This is a genomic window from Acinetobacter sp. 479375 (assembly GCF_000581715.1).
Lineage (GTDB): Bacteria > Pseudomonadota > Gammaproteobacteria > Pseudomonadales > Moraxellaceae > Acinetobacter > Acinetobacter ursingii.
The window spans coordinates 19,329-35,514 of the sequence record NZ_JEZN01000002.1; the positions used below are offsets into that span (position 1 = coordinate 19,329).

The following is a 16,186-nucleotide window of genomic DNA, read 5'->3' on the forward strand; positions in this document are numbered from 1 at the left end:
AGTATCGTCATGCCTAAACAGATTATTTTACCAGCAGGAACACCACCGCCTTTAGCACCGTATGTGCCTGCAACCAAAGCCGATAATATCGTATATGTCTCAGGCATTTTAGCGCTGGATGAAAACAACGATGTGGTGCATGTAGGCGATGCTGCTGCACAAACCCGGCATGTGCTGGAGACCATCAAGAGCATCTTGAGCAATGCAGGTGGCAGTTTAAAAGATGTCACCTTTAATCACATCTTTTTGCGTGACTGGGTCGATTATGCTGCGATCAATCAGGTTTATGCGGAATATTTTCCAGATGAACGTCCCGCCCGTTACTGCATTCAGGTGGGATTGGTCAAACCCGATGCGCTGGTTGAAATCGCCTCAGTGGCGCACGTTTAACTACACCAAAACCAATTTCTTATGCTGTTAAATAGCATACGTGAATCCTCATGACGTTGATGTTTTGAGGGGGAGATCAGCAATGACTGTATTAACACACACCACAAATCAGCTTAAAAGCTTGCTTGAAAAAATTACACCGTCTCATCGTTCTACGCATTTGCAGGTCGATCAACAGGCCTTTCGACAGGGGATGTCCAATCTGGGCGCTGCGGTTAATGTGATTACCACCGATGGTGTCGCTGGGAAATCAGGTTTTACGGCTTCCGCCGTGTGCAGTGTTACCGATAGCCCACCGACATTATTGGTGTGTTTAAACCGTTCTGCTTCTGTATTTGAAACTTTTCAGAAAAATCAGGTGCTCTGTGTCAATACGCTGGCGGCGCATCAGACCACCCTATCTAATCTTTTTGGTGGCAAAACACCAATGCCTGAACGCTTTGCTCAGGGAGAATGGCAAACATTGGTCACACAGGCGCCTGTTTTAGAAGATGCCTTGGTGTCGTTTGATTGTGAAGTGGTGCAGAGCCTATCCGTCGGTAGCCACGATGTTTTTTTCTGCGAGGTCAAGGCGATCCAGTATGGTCAGGGGCAAAACCCCCTAATGTATTTTAACCGCAACTATTGTGAACCCCATTATGTAGCTTAAATCTCATGTGAAATGAGGAGAAATAGCGATGTCGAGTCAAGAACCGTGGTTTGTCAAATTTAAACCTTATCAAGGCAATCTGGATCAAAATCCTGTTCAGATTGATGAATATCTTCCCGCAGGAAAAAGTGTTGTACTGGGTTTACAACATGCTTTTGCCATGTTTGGGGCAACCGTGCTGGCACCGTTATTGATGGGTTTTGATCCCAATCTGACGATTTTTATTACTGGTTTTGGCACCATTTTATTCTTTTTAATTACAGGTGGGCGTTTACCCAGCTATTTAGGTTCAAGTTTTGCGTTTATTGCAGCAGTTGCCGCGGCAACGGGCTACAACGGTATTGGAGCAAACCCAAATCTGGCTTTGGCTTTGGGAGGAACAGTTGTCTGCGGAATAATTTATGCGCTGATTGGTTTGGTGGTGATGCGTACAGGTACGGCATGGATTGAAAAATTGATGCCACCGATTGTCACAGGTGCCATCGTCATGATCATCGGATTAAATCTTGCTCCAGTGACGATTAAAGGCGTTTCTAGCAATGGTTTTGATACATGGATGGCGGTTCTCACTATTCTATGTATTAGCGCAGTAGCAGTATTCACCAAAGGCATGCTTCGACGTTTGCTATTACTGGTCGGGTTATGTGTGGCTTATTTTGCCTATTTTATCTTCGCCAATGTATTGGGATGGGGCAAACCCATTGATTTTACCCCCATTGCGCAAGCGGCTTGGTTTGGCTTACCGACCTTCCATACGCCCGTTTTTCAAGCCAATGCGATTTTGCTGATAGCCCCTGTTGCCTTGATTTTAGTAGCAGAAAATCTGGGGCACTTTAAGGCGGTTTCTGCCATGACTGGACGCAATCTTTCGCCGTATATGGGGCGTGGATTTTTTGCTGATGGCGTGTGTACCACCATGTCTGCCTCAATTGGCGGGACAGGGATGACCACCTATGCTGAAAATATTGGCGTGATGGCGGTAACCAAAGTTTATTCGACGACCGTATTCGTTGTTGCGGGAATATTTGCCATTTTACTGGGTCTTTCACCTAAATTTGGTGCCGTGATTCATACCATTCCGGTTGCTTTACTGGGCGGCGCTTCGATCGTGGTCTTTGGGTTTGATTACCGTGGCAGGGGCTAAAATCTGGATTGATAATCGGGTTGATTTTAGTCAAAACAGTACCCTGATTATTGCCGCAGTGAGTTTGATCATGGGGGCAGGAAATTTCAGTTTACATATCGGTTCGTTTGATCTGGGCGGGATTGGAACTGCGACGCTGGCTGCGATTGTACTGAATTTATTACTGAATCGAAATCAAAAGACTTTAAACCAGACAGACACTTCAGCACATGATGATCAAAATATTCAACCGCTTAGCCCGCGGTCTTAAGGAGTAAATCTGCTGATGCGTATCGGATTTATAGGTCTAGGCGCGATGGGATGGCATATGGCGGGGCATTTAACTCAGCTCGATGCCACGGTCATGGTATGGAATCGAACTCAACGTAAAGCAGAGGCACATGCAGCCCAATTTGCAACAGTTGCAGTTGATCTGGATGTGTTAGTACAGGCCGATTTTATTTTTTCCTCCCTTCCAACAAGTGCAGAGGTGGAAGCGATGATTGCTGCACATCCACCTCAATCTGGCAGTATCTGGATAGATTGTACCAGTGGTGTTCCTTGCTCGGCACAACACTTGAGCCATTCGTTAAAACAGCGGAATATCGAGTTTTTGGATGCGCCAGTTTCAGGACAAACCATTGGTGCAGAACAGGGAACATTGACTGTAATGATTGGGGGTGATGCCACTGCTTTTGAACGAGCCAAAGCTGTGATTCAGGCCTTTGCGGGAAAGATTGAACATGTCGGAGAAAGTGGAGCTGGCTTTGCGGTCAAGGCGATTAATAATAGCTTGATGGCTGCTAATCTTTGGGCATTAAGTGAGGGGTTGTCGGTACTCAAGGCGCGTGGGGTCAATTTAGAAGCTGCTTTGGCATGTATTAATCACTCCAGTGGTAAAAGTACCATGTCTGAGACGGTGATGCCGCAAAAAATCATGAGTCGGCGCTTTAATAAAACGTTTGCGCTGCATTTATTGCAAAAAGATATCGGAATCGCGCTTGATCTGATCGCAGAGACTCAGCAGCAGGGACGTTTATTATATGCTGTACAACAGTTGTATGCTCAAACCGATCGACAAACAGCAGAGCACGTCGATTTTTCAGCGGCTATTCAAGTGCTTGAGCAATCTCATCAAGTATTGTTGAATTAAATAGGTAAATTCTTGAATGAATAAAAGCCGCAGATTGCGGCTTTATTTATGTGGCCAAAACAGCCTCTAATACACGTTGTTCTAATTCTGCAAATTCAGCCCCTTTTTTGCGTGGTCGAGGTAGATTGACCTCAAAACTATGCGCAATATGACCTTTATCCAGCAAAATAATTTTGTCCGCGAGTTGGACTGCTTCACTGACATCATGTGTGACCAAAATGGCGGTAAAACCTTGTTCTTTCCACAAGCGCTCAATCAGATTTTGCATTTCCAGACGGGTCAAAGCATCCAGTGCGCCTAAAGGTTCATCTAAAAGCAGGATACGTGGTGAATGCGATAAAGCCCGAGCCAGCGCTGTACGTTGGCGTTGACCTCCCGATAGCTGTGATGGCCATTGATCTGCTTTGTCTTTGAGTCCGACTTTTTCCAAGAGTTGTTCAGCAATATCACGTTTATCTTTGGCTAATCCTAGCTGTACATTCTGTAAAATACTTTTCCAGGGCAAAAGACGTGGATCCTGAAACATCACCCGAATATCATCACTGGTAATGCCTTCACGAAAATTTCGTGCAGATTTAAACTTAATCTCGCCATAACTGGGTTGTTCCAAATCTGCAATTAAGCGCAGCAGCGTACTTTTGCCACAGCCACTTCGACCTACAATCGCAACAAACTCACCCGGTCGAATATGCAGATCAAGATCTTCTAGAACCTTCACCTGCCCATAAAATTTATGCAGCTGTTCAATACTGATTTCGGCACCTATCGGTGCATCTTCAACCTGAACAGACGTTTCAAGAGGTCGGTTCGCTGGTTTATCTGGATATAACGGTAAATTTAAATTGGTCATGATCAAAGCCCTCGAAATTTATGGTTGATAGCCTGCATGCCAGCGCAAGAAATAGCGCTCAAGCCCCTGTGCCAGAACATCAGCAAGTTTGCCCAATAAGGCGTAAAGTAAAATCCCGACCAGCACCACATCGGTCTGTAAAAATTCACGTGCATTCATAGTCATATAACCAATACCAGACTGTGCCGAAATCGTTTCTGCCACAATCAACAGTACCCACACCAGACCCAGTGCAAAGCGTAATCCGACCAGAATGGACGGCATCGCACCCGGTAAAATGATGTCTTTATACAGTTGCCAGCGGGTCAAACCATAGCTTTTTCCCATTTCGATCAATTGTGGATCAACTGAACGAATACCATGATAGGTATTGATATACATTGGGAAAAAAACACCGACTGCGACCAGAAATAATTTGGCAGATTCATCGATGCCAAACCACAGGATCACCAAAGGAATTAGCGCCAATGCAGGAATATTACGAATCATCTGTAAGGTCGTGTCGAGTAGCGTCGAGGCGGTTTTGGATGAGCCATTCAGTAATCCTAACAGCAGTCCTAATCCGCCCCCAATTAACAGACCGAGCAGTGCTCGACCTGCACTGACTTTGACATGATGCCAAAGTTCACCACTGACCAGCAGATGCCAGAATGCACTAATCACCGCCGTTGGCGCAGGTAAGACGCGGCTTTGCAGGATTCCTGTGCTGGACGCGAGTTGCCAGATCAGGATCAATGCGATTGGAAACAGCCACGGTAAGCTGCGTTTAAAAATCGCTATTGTTCCACGTGAAACAATAGAGGAGGCTGTATTGAAACTCATACAGGCTCCTTGACCACTTTTTCTTTCTTGGTCTGATCAGGTGCATAGTTATTGGCAATAATTTCACCGAAAGGTCCTGTAAGGTTCGGTTGCGCCAGTTTTTCACGGGTTTTGAGTGGAAGTAGTGGAAACACCAGTTCAGCAAAACGAATCGATTCTTCCAGATGAGGGTAACCAGAGAAGATAAAGGTGTCGATCCCTAAGTCGGCATATTCCTGAATGCGCGCAGCAACCGTTTCTGGATCACCCACCAGCGCGGTACCTGCTCCACCACGAACCAGTCCAATGCCTGCCCATAAGTTTGGCGAAACTTCAAGTTTGTCACGTTGACCACCGTGTAGAGCCGCCATGCGTTGCTGACCAACCGAATCCATTTGTGCAAATTTCTTTTGTGCTGCGGCAATGGTGTCATCATCCAGATATTGAATCAGTTCGTTGGCTGCTGCCCAAGCCTGTTCATTGGTTTCACGCACAATCACATGCAAACGGATCCCATAGTTCAGAGTGCGTCCTTTTGCAGCAGCTTTTGCTTTCATACCTTCAACTTTCTCTTTAACCGCCGCAGGAGGTTCACCCCAAGTCAAATAGGTATCGACTTGTTCAGCCGCCAGTTCTGAAGCAGCATCGGATGAACCACCAAACCATAAGGGTGGATAAGGTTTTTGAATCGGTGGATAGAGCAGTTTGGCTTCATCGACGCTCAAACGATCACCATGAAAGGTAAATGCTTCGCCTGTATGTGAGCGCGTCAGGATTTCACGCCAGATTTTAACGTATTCACTGGCGGTCTGATAACGGGTTGAATGGTCTTCATACAAGCCATCACCTTTAAGTTCTTGTTCATCACCGCCTGTCACCAGATTGAGCAATACGCGACCGCCAGATAAACGATCAAAGGTGGCGGCCATACGGGCTGCCAGTGCAGGGGTGGTAATCCCCGGACGTAGCGCCACCAGAAATTTCAAATGCTTGGTTGCATCAATCAGGCTGGCCGCAGTAATCCAAGGATCTTCACATGAACGTCCCGTTGGAATCAAAACACCGCTATAACCCAGATTATCCACCGCCACCGCAATTTGTTTCATATACGCATGATCCACCTGACGCGCACCTTTGCTGGTTCCTAAATAGCGACTGTCACCGTGAGTGGGAATAAACCAGAAAATATTCATATTAACCTTCCTTTAAATGCGTTTTCATCAAATTGCGTGAGTGTTAAGAAACTCAGTATTCATTAACTTAAAAATTAAGAAGCCTTGGGTGATTTGGCTGTCCAGATGGTTTGACTCACCTGAATACTTTTAGGAATCAGTTGAACTTGCAGAAATAGATCGGCAATATTCTGTTGGGCTTGGGTGACTTCAGGCGTCACAGGTTGTACAGGTGATGGCTTAAGTCGCTTGTCTAGTACTGCTTTGGCGACTTGGGTATCCAGTCCAGTGCTTTGTGCATAAATACTTAAACCTTCATCTTGATGTTTCACAAACCATTGATCTGCTTGGTTTAAGCCAGTTAATACTTTTTGCGCAGCATCAGGATGCTGTTGGATAAATTTTGGATTACCAATATAGAAAGAATAGGTAGTTGGGAAAGCTGTGCCATCGATCAGCGATTTAGCATGACCTTTAAGCTCAGTGGTACTTAAGTACGGTTCCCAGATTGACCAAGCATCGATGGCACCTTTGTCAAAGGCGGCACGGGCATCGGCAGGGGGGAGCCAGACGGGTTGAATGTCCTGCCAGCTTAAACCTGCTTTTTGTAGCACCTTGGCAAGCAATTCATGCGCACTTGAACCCTTTTGTACCGCGATACGTTTTCCTTTAAGGTCTTGAATCGATTTGATTGTGCTATTGGCTGGAATCAGCAAGGCTTGAGAATTGGCAGGGACCACTTCATAACCGACATAGCTCAGATCTTTATCAGCGGCTTGCGCAAAGATGGGCGGTGTATTGCCGACTGCACCAAAATCTACGGCACCTACAGCCAACGCTTCAAGCATTTGTGGGCCAGCTGGAAATTCACGCCATTCAATTTTGGCATTTGGAAATTCCTGCTCAAATATTTTTTGCTGTTTAGCAATCAAAAAATTCAGTGAAGATTTTTGAAAACCGATGGTTAAGGTTTTCACTGGCGCGGTCTGGGTTGTGCCTGCCTCTTTTTGTGCTTGCGCATGAGATTCGGTTTTCTGGCAAGCACTGAGCCCCAATCCAAGACTTATAGCGCCAATCGCACTCCACTGTTTTAAGCTAATCATCAGTTATTATCCTATTGGTTTTATTTATTTAATTTCGCCAGTTAAGATGGCATCTTGAATTTTTAATGGCTGTGGAATTAACTTTTGTTGATAAAAAGCATCGGCCACTTGTTGCTGTTCGTTAATCACTTGTGGCGACAATGGCGTCACGCCAAAGCCCATGCGGGAAATTGAGGTTTTTAGAATATTGAAATCCAGTGCAGTCGGTTTTTCTAGGAGTTTGGCAGCATCATCCTGATGAGTCTTAACCCATTCCGTACTTTGATTCAGTTCATTGACCAATGTTTTCAACACATCTGGGTGGTTCTGGGCAAATTTACGATCTGCCAGATAAAATTGATGGTTGCTGACCAGATTTTGTCCAGTGGCAAGGACACGTGCACCAATTTGTTGTTCTGCCGCAGCAAAGAATGGATCCCAGATCACCCATGCATCGACGGCACCTTTTTCAAAGGCAGCACGGGCATCGGCAGGCGGTAAGTACACCACTTGGATGTCATTCAGGCTTAGTTGGTTCTTTTCTAGGACTCTAAGTAATAGATAATGCACATTGGAGCCTTTATTGAAGGCGATGCGTTTACCTTTTAAGTCCTGAACGGATTGAATTGTAGAATTTTTAGGCACAATCAGCGCTTCAGCATTGGGTGCAGCAGGCTGATTGGCGACATAGACCAAATTCGAATTGGCTGCTTGAGCAAAAATAGGAGGCGCTTCACCTGCCTCGCCAAACACCACACTTCCGACATTTAAACCTTCCAGAAGCTGTGGACCCGCAGGAAATTCCACCCACTTGACCGTAATCCCCTGATCTTTTAACGCTTTATCTAGTACGCCACGCTCTTTGACTATCGGCAATAAACCATATTTTTGAAAACCGATATTTAAGGTGGTGAGATCCTGAGCTTCTTTTTTGGCACAGCCACTGAGCATCATGATTCCTGCGATACTCGCCGTCATCACTGAAAATTTGAACCACGAAGAAGAAAGGATGCGTGTCATGAGGTGTATTGCCCTAAATCTAAAAGTAAGCTTTGAGGGCACACCTTAAAACCATTTCTATTGCATAAAAAATAAGTTTTTTGACATTAGTTATGAAAAAAATGGATAAATAAAAAAGTGCTAAGGATATGCAAAAAGGAATATTTAAAAGAAATAGCAAAGATCAAAACATATCTATTAAATATTTGATCTTAAATATTTTATTGAATAAGAATAAGTTTATGAAAATAATTAATAATCTTGTTAAAGCGCAACAGAAGTTTTATGACTAAGCTTAGTTAGAATAAAGATATACACCGTTATGCTAAAGCCAGCCCATTATGCTCAATGGACTGGCCGCTCAAAAAAAGAACATCAGGATTTACATCAACATTTTTTTAAATACCAATGAATTTCGTTGATAGTTATACAACTCTTGCCGTGCATTGGGGAGATCGTCGACACTGGCAGTCTGAAAACCTTGTTCCAAGAACCAGTGCGCGGTGCGCGTGGTGAGTACAAATAATTGTAAGATGCCGTTTTGTCGGGCTTTTTCTTCTAAGAAATGTAGGATTTGACTGCCACGGTTCGACTTGCGATAAGCAGGATCCACTGCGACACAGGCGATTTCAGCAGAACGGATTTCATTTTTTGCTGTTGGAATTGGATAGAGCGCAGCACAGGCTAGAATCATGCCATCGCGTTCGATCACGGCAAATTGTCCAATTTCACTTTCTAATCGTTCGCGGGAGCGATAGACCAAAATACCATCTTGTTCCAGTGGACGTAGTAGATTGATCAGTCCACCAACATCCTGAATGGTTGCCATACGGACTTCTTCATAATGTGCATCGGTAATCATGGTGCCGATACCATCACGAGTAAATAACTCCTCAATTAAAGCACCATCGTAGGCATAAGAAATCAAATGCACCCGATGTACGCCTGACAGTGAGGCGCGCTGCGCTCCCTGTAAATGCAAGGCCATTTCATCATCATCTTTCTGAAATTGCTCAATATAATGGTCTAACTGATGTGAATTGAGTTCCCGTAATACTTTGCCCTGATCATCCAGTAAGCCTTGTTTATTGCCCAAAAAAATCAGTTTGTCCGCTTGTAGGGCGATTGCAGTTTTGGTGGCAACTTCTTCTGCCAACAGGTTAAAGACTTCGCCTGTGGTGGAATAGCCTGTTGGCCCCAGCACCACAATATTATGATTATCTAGGTGCCGTTGAATCGCGTCGGTATCGATACTGCGAACTTCTCCAGTCAACTGAAAATCCACACCATCACGAATTCCATAAGGTTTAGCGGTGACAAAGTTGCCAGAAACAGCATCAATACGCGCACCAAACATGGGTGAGTTAGCCAGTCCCATCGATAACAGGGCTTCAATTTCCAGTCGGATAGAACCCACAGCATTCATGACACAACTTAATGATTCACGCGTGGTGACGCGACGATGCAGGTGAATCGGGGTTTGAATCTGTTTTTCTTGCAGATTTTGATTAATTTGTGGACGTGCGCCATGGACTAAAATTAGTCGGATACCCAACGAATGCAATAACGCAATATCATGAATAATATGTTGAAAATTAGGGTGTTGAACGGCTTCACCGCCGAACATTAAAATGAAAGTTTTATTTCGATGTGCATTGATATACGGTGCTGAGTGACGAAACCAACGCACATAATCTTGCGTGGTGCTAGAAGTAGACTCAGTCTCGTGTAATTGCATAATCGACTCAAAAATAGAGAAACATAGATTGATTTTAAACAAAATTCGTTAAAGGGGAATGCCTGATGCAAAAAAACACCCTAATCATCATCAGGGTGTTTTAAAAAAGCTTAGACGTGATCAAAGCATTTTTAGAATTTTATGATCATGTTGAGAGACGAGAACATAGTGTCCATTCAACTGATACCATTGCTGACCACGTTTGGGCTGTGCCAAGTGTTTGTGGCTACGGTAATCAACCTGATAACGCGATGACTGATACTGACGTGGTAGGGTATGACCAATCCGCCAGTCACGGCTCGGATCCAGCTTTTTATCCATTTCATGTTTGGGTTGATGAAGTTCTGCCTGATTTTGATGGACATAATGTTTTGAATGCGGATCTTGTGGAGCGGCCATGGCGCTGGTTGCCAGTAATCCACTCATGCTCAAAACCATTGTACTGATCCATTTATTCATCTGCATAATGTACCTCTATCATGTTTCAACTTATCTTTGATGGTTTTAACTTAACGTCAAATTTGAGAGAAAACGTGAAGAGTGCATAGCAAATTGTGAAAGATCGGGACGGATTAAGAAGAGCATGTGAACATAGGGTTAAAAAAAGCCCAGATTTGGAATCTGGGCTAGAAAAAGTAATATTTTTAATAAAATTAAATCGTTTAGAAACCTACAATCCGAATAATATCATTGGTATCTGAGTTGACTAAGATATAGTCATTGTTGATTTTATACCATTGCTGATTTCGGTCAGGTTTCGGCAGATTATGATCCCGATATTCAACTTTATAGCCATTGCTGCGATAGTGTTGAGGCATGACATAGCCTGCTTGCCAGCGATGCTGTTTTAAGCGTTGTACGCCACGTTCTTCACGCATACGGCGTTGTTCTGAGCGCATCTGTTCATTGTCATCATTATGATTGCGATCATAACCACGCTCTTTACGTGCCTGAGGAAAATCATGGCTATTATCGCGATCAAAATACGGTCCAGCCACTGCAACCGTACTCATTAGTGCAGTCAAAGATAATGCCAGAACTGTCAAAATCTTTTTCATCATGCTTCCTCGGTGACGTACTTCTTTTTCATGGTTTTAATGTACAAAAAAAATGCAGAGAAACTGTGAAGATTGCGCAATAATTCAATTAAAAATATGAAGATAAGACTGATCTTTTTGCCTAGGCATTTTGCACTGTTTTAATTTGTTTTGTCCAGTCGGATAAGTCTTAAGTCTGAGGGATTTGAAGCTTAATACATCTATAAATAGCAGATATAGCAATAACAGAGCTTGGGTAATTTATTTCAAAGCAAATTTTCCATACGTTTCACATCCTTAGCGAAGTGAAACGGGTTTAATGCCATTGTTCAGAAAAACGCTGCAAGGAATCTAGCATGACGATGATGTCTGTTGCCTGTTGAGCATCATCTAGTGCAATCACAAGGGTTTCTGAAAGTTGTAAATGACGAATCGATTGAATAATTTGTTTCTTATGAATGGAATCCCGCATGACTGTTCTCCTTAAGGATCAATGAAAATATGAAGGCAGTTTAAATGGGGTTGTATAATTTGTAAAAACGAATAATTTTCTTATTTTAATTTAAAAATACGATTATTGTGTTAGAAAAAAGCATCCCGAAGAATGCTGATCTTTTTCTTTAAGAGTAGGTTCAGTCTTGCGCATCGATACTTTGACCATCCAGATGCAAACTATCATCACCCATCAGATATAAATAGGCCGGCATAATCGATTCTGGAGTAGGTAAGCTTAATGGATCTTCATCAGGATAGGCTTTTGCACGCATGGCGGTGCGGGTTGCACCCGGATTAATACAATTAAAACGAATATTGGGATGGATATGCTCTGCGGCAAAAATTTTACTGACCGCTTCGATGGCGACTTTGGAAACAGAATACGCCCCCCAAAGCGCTCGTGCTTCACGTCCGACACCAGAACTGGTAAATACCACCGAAGCATGTTCTGACTTTTGTAAAAGGGGTAATAAAGCCTGAGTCAGCATAAAGGGCGCACGTACATTGACGGCCATGACATCATCCCAGATTTGGGGTGAATAATCGGCTAGAGGAACACGTTCACCTAACATTCCTGCATTATGCAAGATTCCATCCAAACGACCAAATTGCGATTCAAGGGTATTCACCAACAATTCATAATCACGCACCGATGCGCTGGAAAGTTGTAGCGGTAAAATCGCAGGTTGCGGTGCGCCTAGACTTTCGATTTCATCATAAATCACTTCAAGTTTATTCAGGGTTCGACCATGTAATACCACAGTTGCGCCATGTAGCGCATAGCTCATGGCAGCAGCACGACCAATGCCATCACCCGCACCAGTAATTAAAATAATACGGTCTTTTAATAAATCGGTACGAGGCTGATATTCTGAATATTTCATGGTGAACCTCCCTAAAATTTGATTCAAATTATAATGATACTGCTCACATGCTAACGGGTTTTTGTGAACTTAACTGTAGTAATTGGCGTAACATGCAGTGTAATTCAGTAACATCCTGCACGATGGCATCGGCTTGCCAAGCGTCCAGATCATCCTGATATTCCAGCGGCAAATACCCATAGGCGGCCAAAATCGTATACATCTTGGCAGCGCGACCTGCATCGATATCACGTGGATGATCGCCCACATAAACGATGTGTTCGCTAGGCAAATTTAACTGTCTGGCAGCCAGATACATCGGCTCAGGGTCGGGCTTGGTCTTGCTGACATCTTCAGGACACACCAGTACACTGCATCGTTCAGTTAAATTCAGTTCAGCCAGTAACAACTCACTTAAGCCACGCGGTTTATTGGTGACAATGCCCCATGGAATTTGATGTGCCTCTAGTTCTTCAAGTAATGGATACATGCCTGAAAATAAATCGGTATCCACCACAATTTGCTGGGCATACATATCCAAAAAACGCTGACGATGCTGTAAAAATACAGGGTCATCTAGTTCTAACTCTGGATAGACCAATTTCACCATCGCACGTGCGCCTTCAGATACCTGAGTACGAATCAGATCAGCCTCAACGACTGGGCGTTGTTCTTCACGGCACATGGCCTGAATAATCCGAATAAAATCAGCAGCGGTATCGATTAAGGTACCATCCAGATCAAACAGAACGGCTTTCATGTCTGCACTCATACTGCGACAGCCTTGACGGTATGTACCATATAGTTGACATCCACATTCGGTGCAAGCCAATAATGTTTGGTCAATGGATTGTAATGTAAGCCCGTCATTTCTTTTAAGGTCAGACCTGCTTCACGGATATCCTGTGCCATTTCTGAGGGACGGATAAATTTGTGATAGTCATGCGTGCCTTTTGGCAATAAGCGTAAAACGTATTCGGCCCCAAGAATGGCAAACAAATACGATTTTGGATTACGGTTAATGGTTGAAAAAAACACATGACCGCCGGGTTTGACCAAAGTCTGACAAGCCTTAACGATAGAGGCTGGATCAGGCACGTGCTCCATCATTTCCATACACGTTACCACATCGTATTGTCCTGCTTGCTCCAGAGCCAATTGTTCAACAGGAATTTGACGATATTCGATATTCTTAACATTGTCCTGCTGTGCGTGTAAACGCGCGACGTTCAGCGGCGCTTCACCCATATCAATCCCCAACACATTTGCGCCGCGACGTGCCATGCTTTCGGCTAAAATCCCGCCGCCACAACCGACATCCAACACTTTCTTGCCTGCAATGCCGCCTGCGTGTTCATCTATCCAGTTTAAACGCAATGGATTAATCTGATGTAGCGGACGAAATTCGGAATGCTGATCCCACCATTTGGCTGCGAGTGCTTCAAATTTTGCGATTTCTTGTGGATCAACATTCAGTTGCGACATGGTGTCACCTCTTTTATAAGTGTTTTCATCAATCGTTAAGTTTGGTTTACTAGTGTTAGTGTAACCAGAAATCGGAAAAAAGCGACCAGCTTGCTAAAAGATATGCTAAAAATCTTCACACAAGCAAAACGAATTTAGCATATTTGTTTTATATTTAGAGCATAAACTTAACACAATGATTTAGAGGAAAAAACAGCGAATGAAAAAGTTTGTATTTGGTGGTCTGTGTGCCGCGATGATGGCAATTTCTGGCACAGCTATGGCGGCTGATTTTGTAGCAGGAAAGGATTATACGGTTGTTGCCAATCCTGGCAAGGTAGCGGTACCCGGGAAAATCGAAGTGCGTGAGTTTTTTTGGTACGGTTGCCCGCACTGCTTCAAGCTTGAACCTTATATGCAAACTTGGTTAAAACAGATTCCAAAAGATGTAAACTTTTTGCGTACACCTGCTGCTATGAATAAGGTTTGGGAACAAGGCGCGCGTGCGTATTATGTTTCTGAAGCGCTTGGCGTGCGTAAAAAGACCCATTTGCCATTGTTCCATGCGATTCATGACCAAGGGCAGCAAATTTTTGATCAGGCATCTTTAGCGAAGTTCTACGCAGGTTATGGCGTTCCAGAGCAGAAATTTAATAGCATGTTTAACTCATTCCCAATTACCGCAAAAATTGCAGAATCCAATAAATTGGCACAGCAATATCAGCTCACAGGCGTTCCTGCGGTGGTGGTGAATGGTAAATACGTGGTTCAGGGTGAAGATGGTAAAGTGACTCAAGTTATTAACTATCTAATTGAAAAAGAACGTAAAGGCAAATAAGCCTTAATGTCATAAAAGCCCCTCTATTGTTTAGATAAAGGGGCTTTATTTTTATTTATCTTTTTATTTGTTGAGTTCATCGAGTTTAATTTCTAGTTCAAAAGCATCCAGATTGATGGATTGCGTTGGTAGAGAAAGTGCCTGATTGACATACAGATTAATCAATTTTTGCCGTGAACCAATCGAACGTTGATAATAACTTGAATTGAGCAGTAACGCCGCGCCATAGGTCAATGACCAGATATAAGACAGATAATCGCGAATCGACATATCGTAATTGACTGATTTTAAATAGGCTTCAGTAATGTCTTTAATCGCCAAAATGCGTTCCTGACGAATGTCATACAGTTCTTTAAATAAATGATTAAGTTTGGACTCGCTCATGGTTAGATTTTCTTCGAGCTGATGCAGCAAAATAGTTCGCGCTGGCGCAAGCAAGTGATGCAGCATATAAATTGGGGCATATTCCTTAAAATTATTATTGTGCTTTTGCGAGATTTCTAAGAGTTTTTTCTCATTTTCAATGACCAGTTCCAGTAACAGCTCATTTTTACTTTTAAAATGTTTATACAGCGTCCCTTTGGCAATATCCAGTTCAGCGACGAGTTCATCCAGCGTGATTTCCTGATTGTTTTCCAACAATAGTTTTTCTGCAACGCTTAAGATACGTTCCTTGCGAATTAAAAATTGTTGATGGCGATCTGGATTCATAACCCTTCCTATTACAGCAGTACATACACGCATGTACTGACATTAAGCCAAATTGGTAAATTCGCCAAGCTGATTGCAGGAATTTACTGATATTTTTGCTATCAAATGGTGTTTGGCATTGGCCTTATTCCCAGTTGGCAATACCACGGAAAATCAAACGAACTTGTGTAGAAGCATTTTCGATAAAAGCCTGTTGCTGCTGGTGTAGCGCTTCGCCTTCGTATTGTCGCGGTAGACTGAGCCACGTCATGGCCCATGTAAATGACATATTAATCAAAATCGTAGAAAGCACTTTAAGATCCTGATTGTCCTGAATATGCTCAAAGGTCGGCAATTTACGCAGGTCTGTGGTCAAGGCTTCGGTCAAATCTTCAATTTCACGGGCAATCGCATAGCGAACAGTAGCAGATCCACCCCAACGTTCAGCAATCATAAATTGCCATTCCAGTGGACTGTGATTGACTGCCTGCACAAATAATTCGATGCTGCTTAAAGGGTTGGCTTTGGCTTGATGTAAATAACTTTGTCCGAGTTGATGAATCAGATTTTTAATATGCAGCGCCACTTGATCAACCAATTCCTGACCTAGCGCATCCATGTCCTGAAAATGTCGATAAAACGCGGTAGGAACTAAACCGACCTCACGCGCGACTTCACGCAAACTAATACTGCTAAATGAACGTCCAGCAGTACTCAGTTGCAATGCTGCATCAAGTAATGCTTGGCGACTTTGTTGTTTACGTTCATCCCGTATCGACATGCAACTGACCTATGTTAAACCAGCCATGAGTCTACCAAAAACTGTCCTGCTTTCAAAAAAA

Annotated in this window: 18 protein-coding genes and 1 pseudogene; 5 read left to right on the plus strand and 14 right to left on the minus strand. The window is 43.5% G+C overall.

What is annotated here, in order from left to right:
* Positions 1–9: 9 nt before the first annotated feature.
* From rutC to J500_RS02490, 4 genes and pseudogenes are all read left to right on the plus strand, one after another.
* Positions 10–390 carry a pyrimidine utilization protein C gene (rutC, locus tag J500_RS02475; RefSeq protein ID WP_004988842.1) on the plus strand — a complete coding sequence of 127 codons (381 nt, stop codon included), beginning with the start codon at positions 10–12 and terminating at the stop codon, positions 388–390.
* A gap of 82 nt (positions 391–472) precedes the next feature.
* On the plus strand, positions 473–1,039 hold the full coding sequence (rutF, locus tag J500_RS02480; protein WP_004988841.1) for an NADH-dependent FMN reductase RutF: 567 nt from the start codon (positions 473–475) through the stop codon (positions 1,037–1,039).
* A gap of 28 nt (positions 1,040–1,067) precedes the next feature.
* A pseudogene (gene rutG, locus J500_RS02485) lies at positions 1,068–2,433 on the plus strand (pyrimidine utilization transport protein G).
* A gap of 15 nt (positions 2,434–2,448) precedes the next feature.
* Complete coding sequence (locus tag J500_RS02490) at positions 2,449–3,315, plus strand: NAD(P)-dependent oxidoreductase (RefSeq protein ID WP_004994558.1); 867 nt, start codon at positions 2,449–2,451, stop codon at positions 3,313–3,315.
* A 46-nt stretch (positions 3,316–3,361) separates the two neighbouring features.
* On the opposite strand, the gene J500_RS02495 is transcribed toward J500_RS02490, so the two are convergent.
* The 12 genes from J500_RS02495 to ubiG form a co-directional block, all read right to left on the minus strand.
* Entirely contained in the window at positions 3,362–4,165 is an 804-nt protein-coding gene (locus J500_RS02495; RefSeq protein WP_004988838.1) for an ABC transporter ATP-binding protein, read from the minus strand.
* Positions 4,166–4,183: 18 nt separating this feature from the next.
* Positions 4,184–4,987 (minus strand): aliphatic sulfonate ABC transporter permease SsuC, encoded by an 804-nt coding sequence (ssuC, locus tag J500_RS02500; protein WP_004988837.1) that lies wholly within the window; start codon positions 4,985–4,987, stop codon positions 4,184–4,186.
* Positions 4,984–6,159 carry an FMNH2-dependent alkanesulfonate monooxygenase gene (gene ssuD / locus J500_RS02505; RefSeq protein WP_004988836.1) on the minus strand — a complete coding sequence of 392 codons (1,176 nt, stop codon included), beginning with the start codon at positions 6,157–6,159 and terminating at the stop codon, positions 4,984–4,986. Before ssuD ends, ssuC begins: the two co-directional genes overlap by 4 nt.
* 74 nt (positions 6,160–6,233) lie before the next feature.
* On the minus strand, positions 6,234–7,241 hold the full coding sequence (locus J500_RS02510; protein WP_004988835.1) for an aliphatic sulfonate ABC transporter substrate-binding protein: 1,008 nt from the start codon (positions 7,239–7,241) through the stop codon (positions 6,234–6,236).
* Between the two features lie 24 nt (positions 7,242–7,265).
* On the minus strand, positions 7,266–8,240 hold the full coding sequence (locus J500_RS02515; protein ID WP_034697972.1) for a sulfonate ABC transporter substrate-binding protein: 975 nt from the start codon (positions 8,238–8,240) through the stop codon (positions 7,266–7,268).
* A gap of 361 nt (positions 8,241–8,601) precedes the next feature.
* Complete coding sequence (gene argA, locus J500_RS02520; protein WP_004994553.1) at positions 8,602–9,957, minus strand: amino-acid N-acetyltransferase; 1,356 nt, start codon at positions 9,955–9,957, stop codon at positions 8,602–8,604.
* Positions 9,958–10,077: 120 nt separating this feature from the next.
* Positions 10,078–10,422: an RcnB family protein gene (locus J500_RS02525; RefSeq protein WP_004994551.1), complete on the minus strand. Its 345-nt coding sequence runs from the start codon at positions 10,420–10,422 to the stop codon at positions 10,078–10,080.
* Between the two features lie 197 nt (positions 10,423–10,619).
* Positions 10,620–11,015 (minus strand): RcnB family protein, encoded by a 396-nt coding sequence (locus J500_RS02530; RefSeq protein ID WP_004994549.1) that lies wholly within the window; start codon positions 11,013–11,015, stop codon positions 10,620–10,622.
* Positions 11,016–11,310: 295 nt separating this feature from the next.
* Positions 11,311–11,466: a hypothetical protein gene (locus J500_RS17485; RefSeq protein WP_004988825.1), complete on the minus strand. Its 156-nt coding sequence runs from the start codon at positions 11,464–11,466 to the stop codon at positions 11,311–11,313.
* 160 nt (positions 11,467–11,626) lie between these two features.
* A complete protein-coding gene (locus J500_RS02535) occupies positions 11,627–12,373 on the minus strand; it encodes a YciK family oxidoreductase (RefSeq protein ID WP_004988824.1) in 747 nt (248 codons plus the stop codon).
* Positions 12,374–12,416: 43 nt separating this feature from the next.
* Positions 12,417–13,112 carry an HAD family hydrolase gene (locus J500_RS02540; RefSeq protein WP_026039966.1) on the minus strand — a complete coding sequence of 232 codons (696 nt, stop codon included), beginning with the start codon at positions 13,110–13,112 and terminating at the stop codon, positions 12,417–12,419.
* A gap of 8 nt (positions 13,113–13,120) precedes the next feature.
* Complete coding sequence (ubiG, locus tag J500_RS02545; protein ID WP_004988822.1) at positions 13,121–13,837, minus strand: bifunctional 2-polyprenyl-6-hydroxyphenol methylase/3-demethylubiquinol 3-O-methyltransferase UbiG; 717 nt, start codon at positions 13,835–13,837, stop codon at positions 13,121–13,123.
* A gap of 199 nt (positions 13,838–14,036) precedes the next feature.
* Here ubiG and J500_RS02550 point away from each other — a divergent pair, with 199 nt between their 5' ends.
* Positions 14,037–14,654, plus strand: coding sequence for a thiol:disulfide interchange protein DsbA/DsbL (locus tag J500_RS02550; protein WP_004988821.1), 618 nt, complete (start codon positions 14,037–14,039; stop codon positions 14,652–14,654).
* A 63-nt stretch (positions 14,655–14,717) separates the two neighbouring features.
* On the opposite strand, the gene J500_RS02555 is transcribed toward J500_RS02550, so the two are convergent.
* A complete protein-coding gene (locus J500_RS02555; protein WP_004988820.1) occupies positions 14,718–15,365 on the minus strand; it encodes a TetR/AcrR family transcriptional regulator in 648 nt (215 codons plus the stop codon).
* 124 nt (positions 15,366–15,489) lie between these two features.
* Positions 15,490–16,125, minus strand: coding sequence for a TetR family transcriptional regulator (locus J500_RS02560; RefSeq protein ID WP_004988819.1), 636 nt, complete (start codon positions 16,123–16,125; stop codon positions 15,490–15,492).
* Positions 16,126–16,186 lie beyond the last annotated feature (61 nt).

What these genes read in the sequence shown, in the direction of transcription:
- rutC (WP_004988842.1), top strand. Translation starts at nt 10, where the DNA reads ATGCCTAAACAGATTATTTTACCAGCAGGAACACCACCGCCTTTAGCA.
- rutF (WP_004988841.1), top strand. Translation starts at nt 473, where the DNA reads ATGACTGTATTAACACACACCACAAATCAGCTTAAAAGCTTGCTTGAA.
- J500_RS02490 (WP_004994558.1), top strand. Translation starts at nt 2,449, where the DNA reads ATGCGTATCGGATTTATAGGTCTAGGCGCGATGGGATGGCATATGGCG.
- J500_RS02495 (WP_004988838.1), bottom strand. Translation starts at nt 4,165, where the DNA reads ATGACCAATTTAAATTTACCGTTATATCCAGATAAACCAGCGAACCGA.
- ssuC (WP_004988837.1), bottom strand. Translation starts at nt 4,987, where the DNA reads ATGAGTTTCAATACAGCCTCCTCTATTGTTTCACGTGGAACAATAGCG.
- ssuD (WP_004988836.1), bottom strand. Translation starts at nt 6,159, where the DNA reads ATGAATATTTTCTGGTTTATTCCCACTCACGGTGACAGTCGCTATTTA.
- J500_RS02510 (WP_004988835.1), bottom strand. Translation starts at nt 7,241, where the DNA reads ATGATTAGCTTAAAACAGTGGAGTGCGATTGGCGCTATAAGTCTTGGA.
- J500_RS02515 (WP_034697972.1), bottom strand. Translation starts at nt 8,240, where the DNA reads ATGACACGCATCCTTTCTTCTTCGTGGTTCAAATTTTCAGTGATGACG.
- argA (WP_004994553.1), bottom strand. Translation starts at nt 9,957, where the DNA reads ATGCAATTACACGAGACTGAGTCTACTTCTAGCACCACGCAAGATTAT.
- J500_RS02525 (WP_004994551.1), bottom strand. Translation starts at nt 10,422, where the DNA reads ATGCAGATGAATAAATGGATCAGTACAATGGTTTTGAGCATGAGTGGA.
- J500_RS02530 (WP_004994549.1), bottom strand. Translation starts at nt 11,015, where the DNA reads ATGAAAAAGATTTTGACAGTTCTGGCATTATCTTTGACTGCACTAATG.
- J500_RS17485 (WP_004988825.1), bottom strand. Translation starts at nt 11,466, where the DNA reads ATGCGGGATTCCATTCATAAGAAACAAATTATTCAATCGATTCGTCAT.
- J500_RS02535 (WP_004988824.1), bottom strand. Translation starts at nt 12,373, where the DNA reads ATGAAATATTCAGAATATCAGCCTCGTACCGATTTATTAAAAGACCGT.
- J500_RS02540 (WP_026039966.1), bottom strand. Translation starts at nt 13,112, where the DNA reads ATGAAAGCCGTTCTGTTTGATCTGGATGGTACCTTAATCGATACCGCT.
- ubiG (WP_004988822.1), bottom strand. Translation starts at nt 13,837, where the DNA reads ATGTCGCAACTGAATGTTGATCCACAAGAAATCGCAAAATTTGAAGCA.
- J500_RS02550 (WP_004988821.1), top strand. Translation starts at nt 14,037, where the DNA reads ATGAAAAAGTTTGTATTTGGTGGTCTGTGTGCCGCGATGATGGCAATT.
- J500_RS02555 (WP_004988820.1), bottom strand. Translation starts at nt 15,365, where the DNA reads ATGAATCCAGATCGCCATCAACAATTTTTAATTCGCAAGGAACGTATC.
- J500_RS02560 (WP_004988819.1), bottom strand. Translation starts at nt 16,125, where the DNA reads ATGTCGATACGGGATGAACGTAAACAACAAAGTCGCCAAGCATTACTT.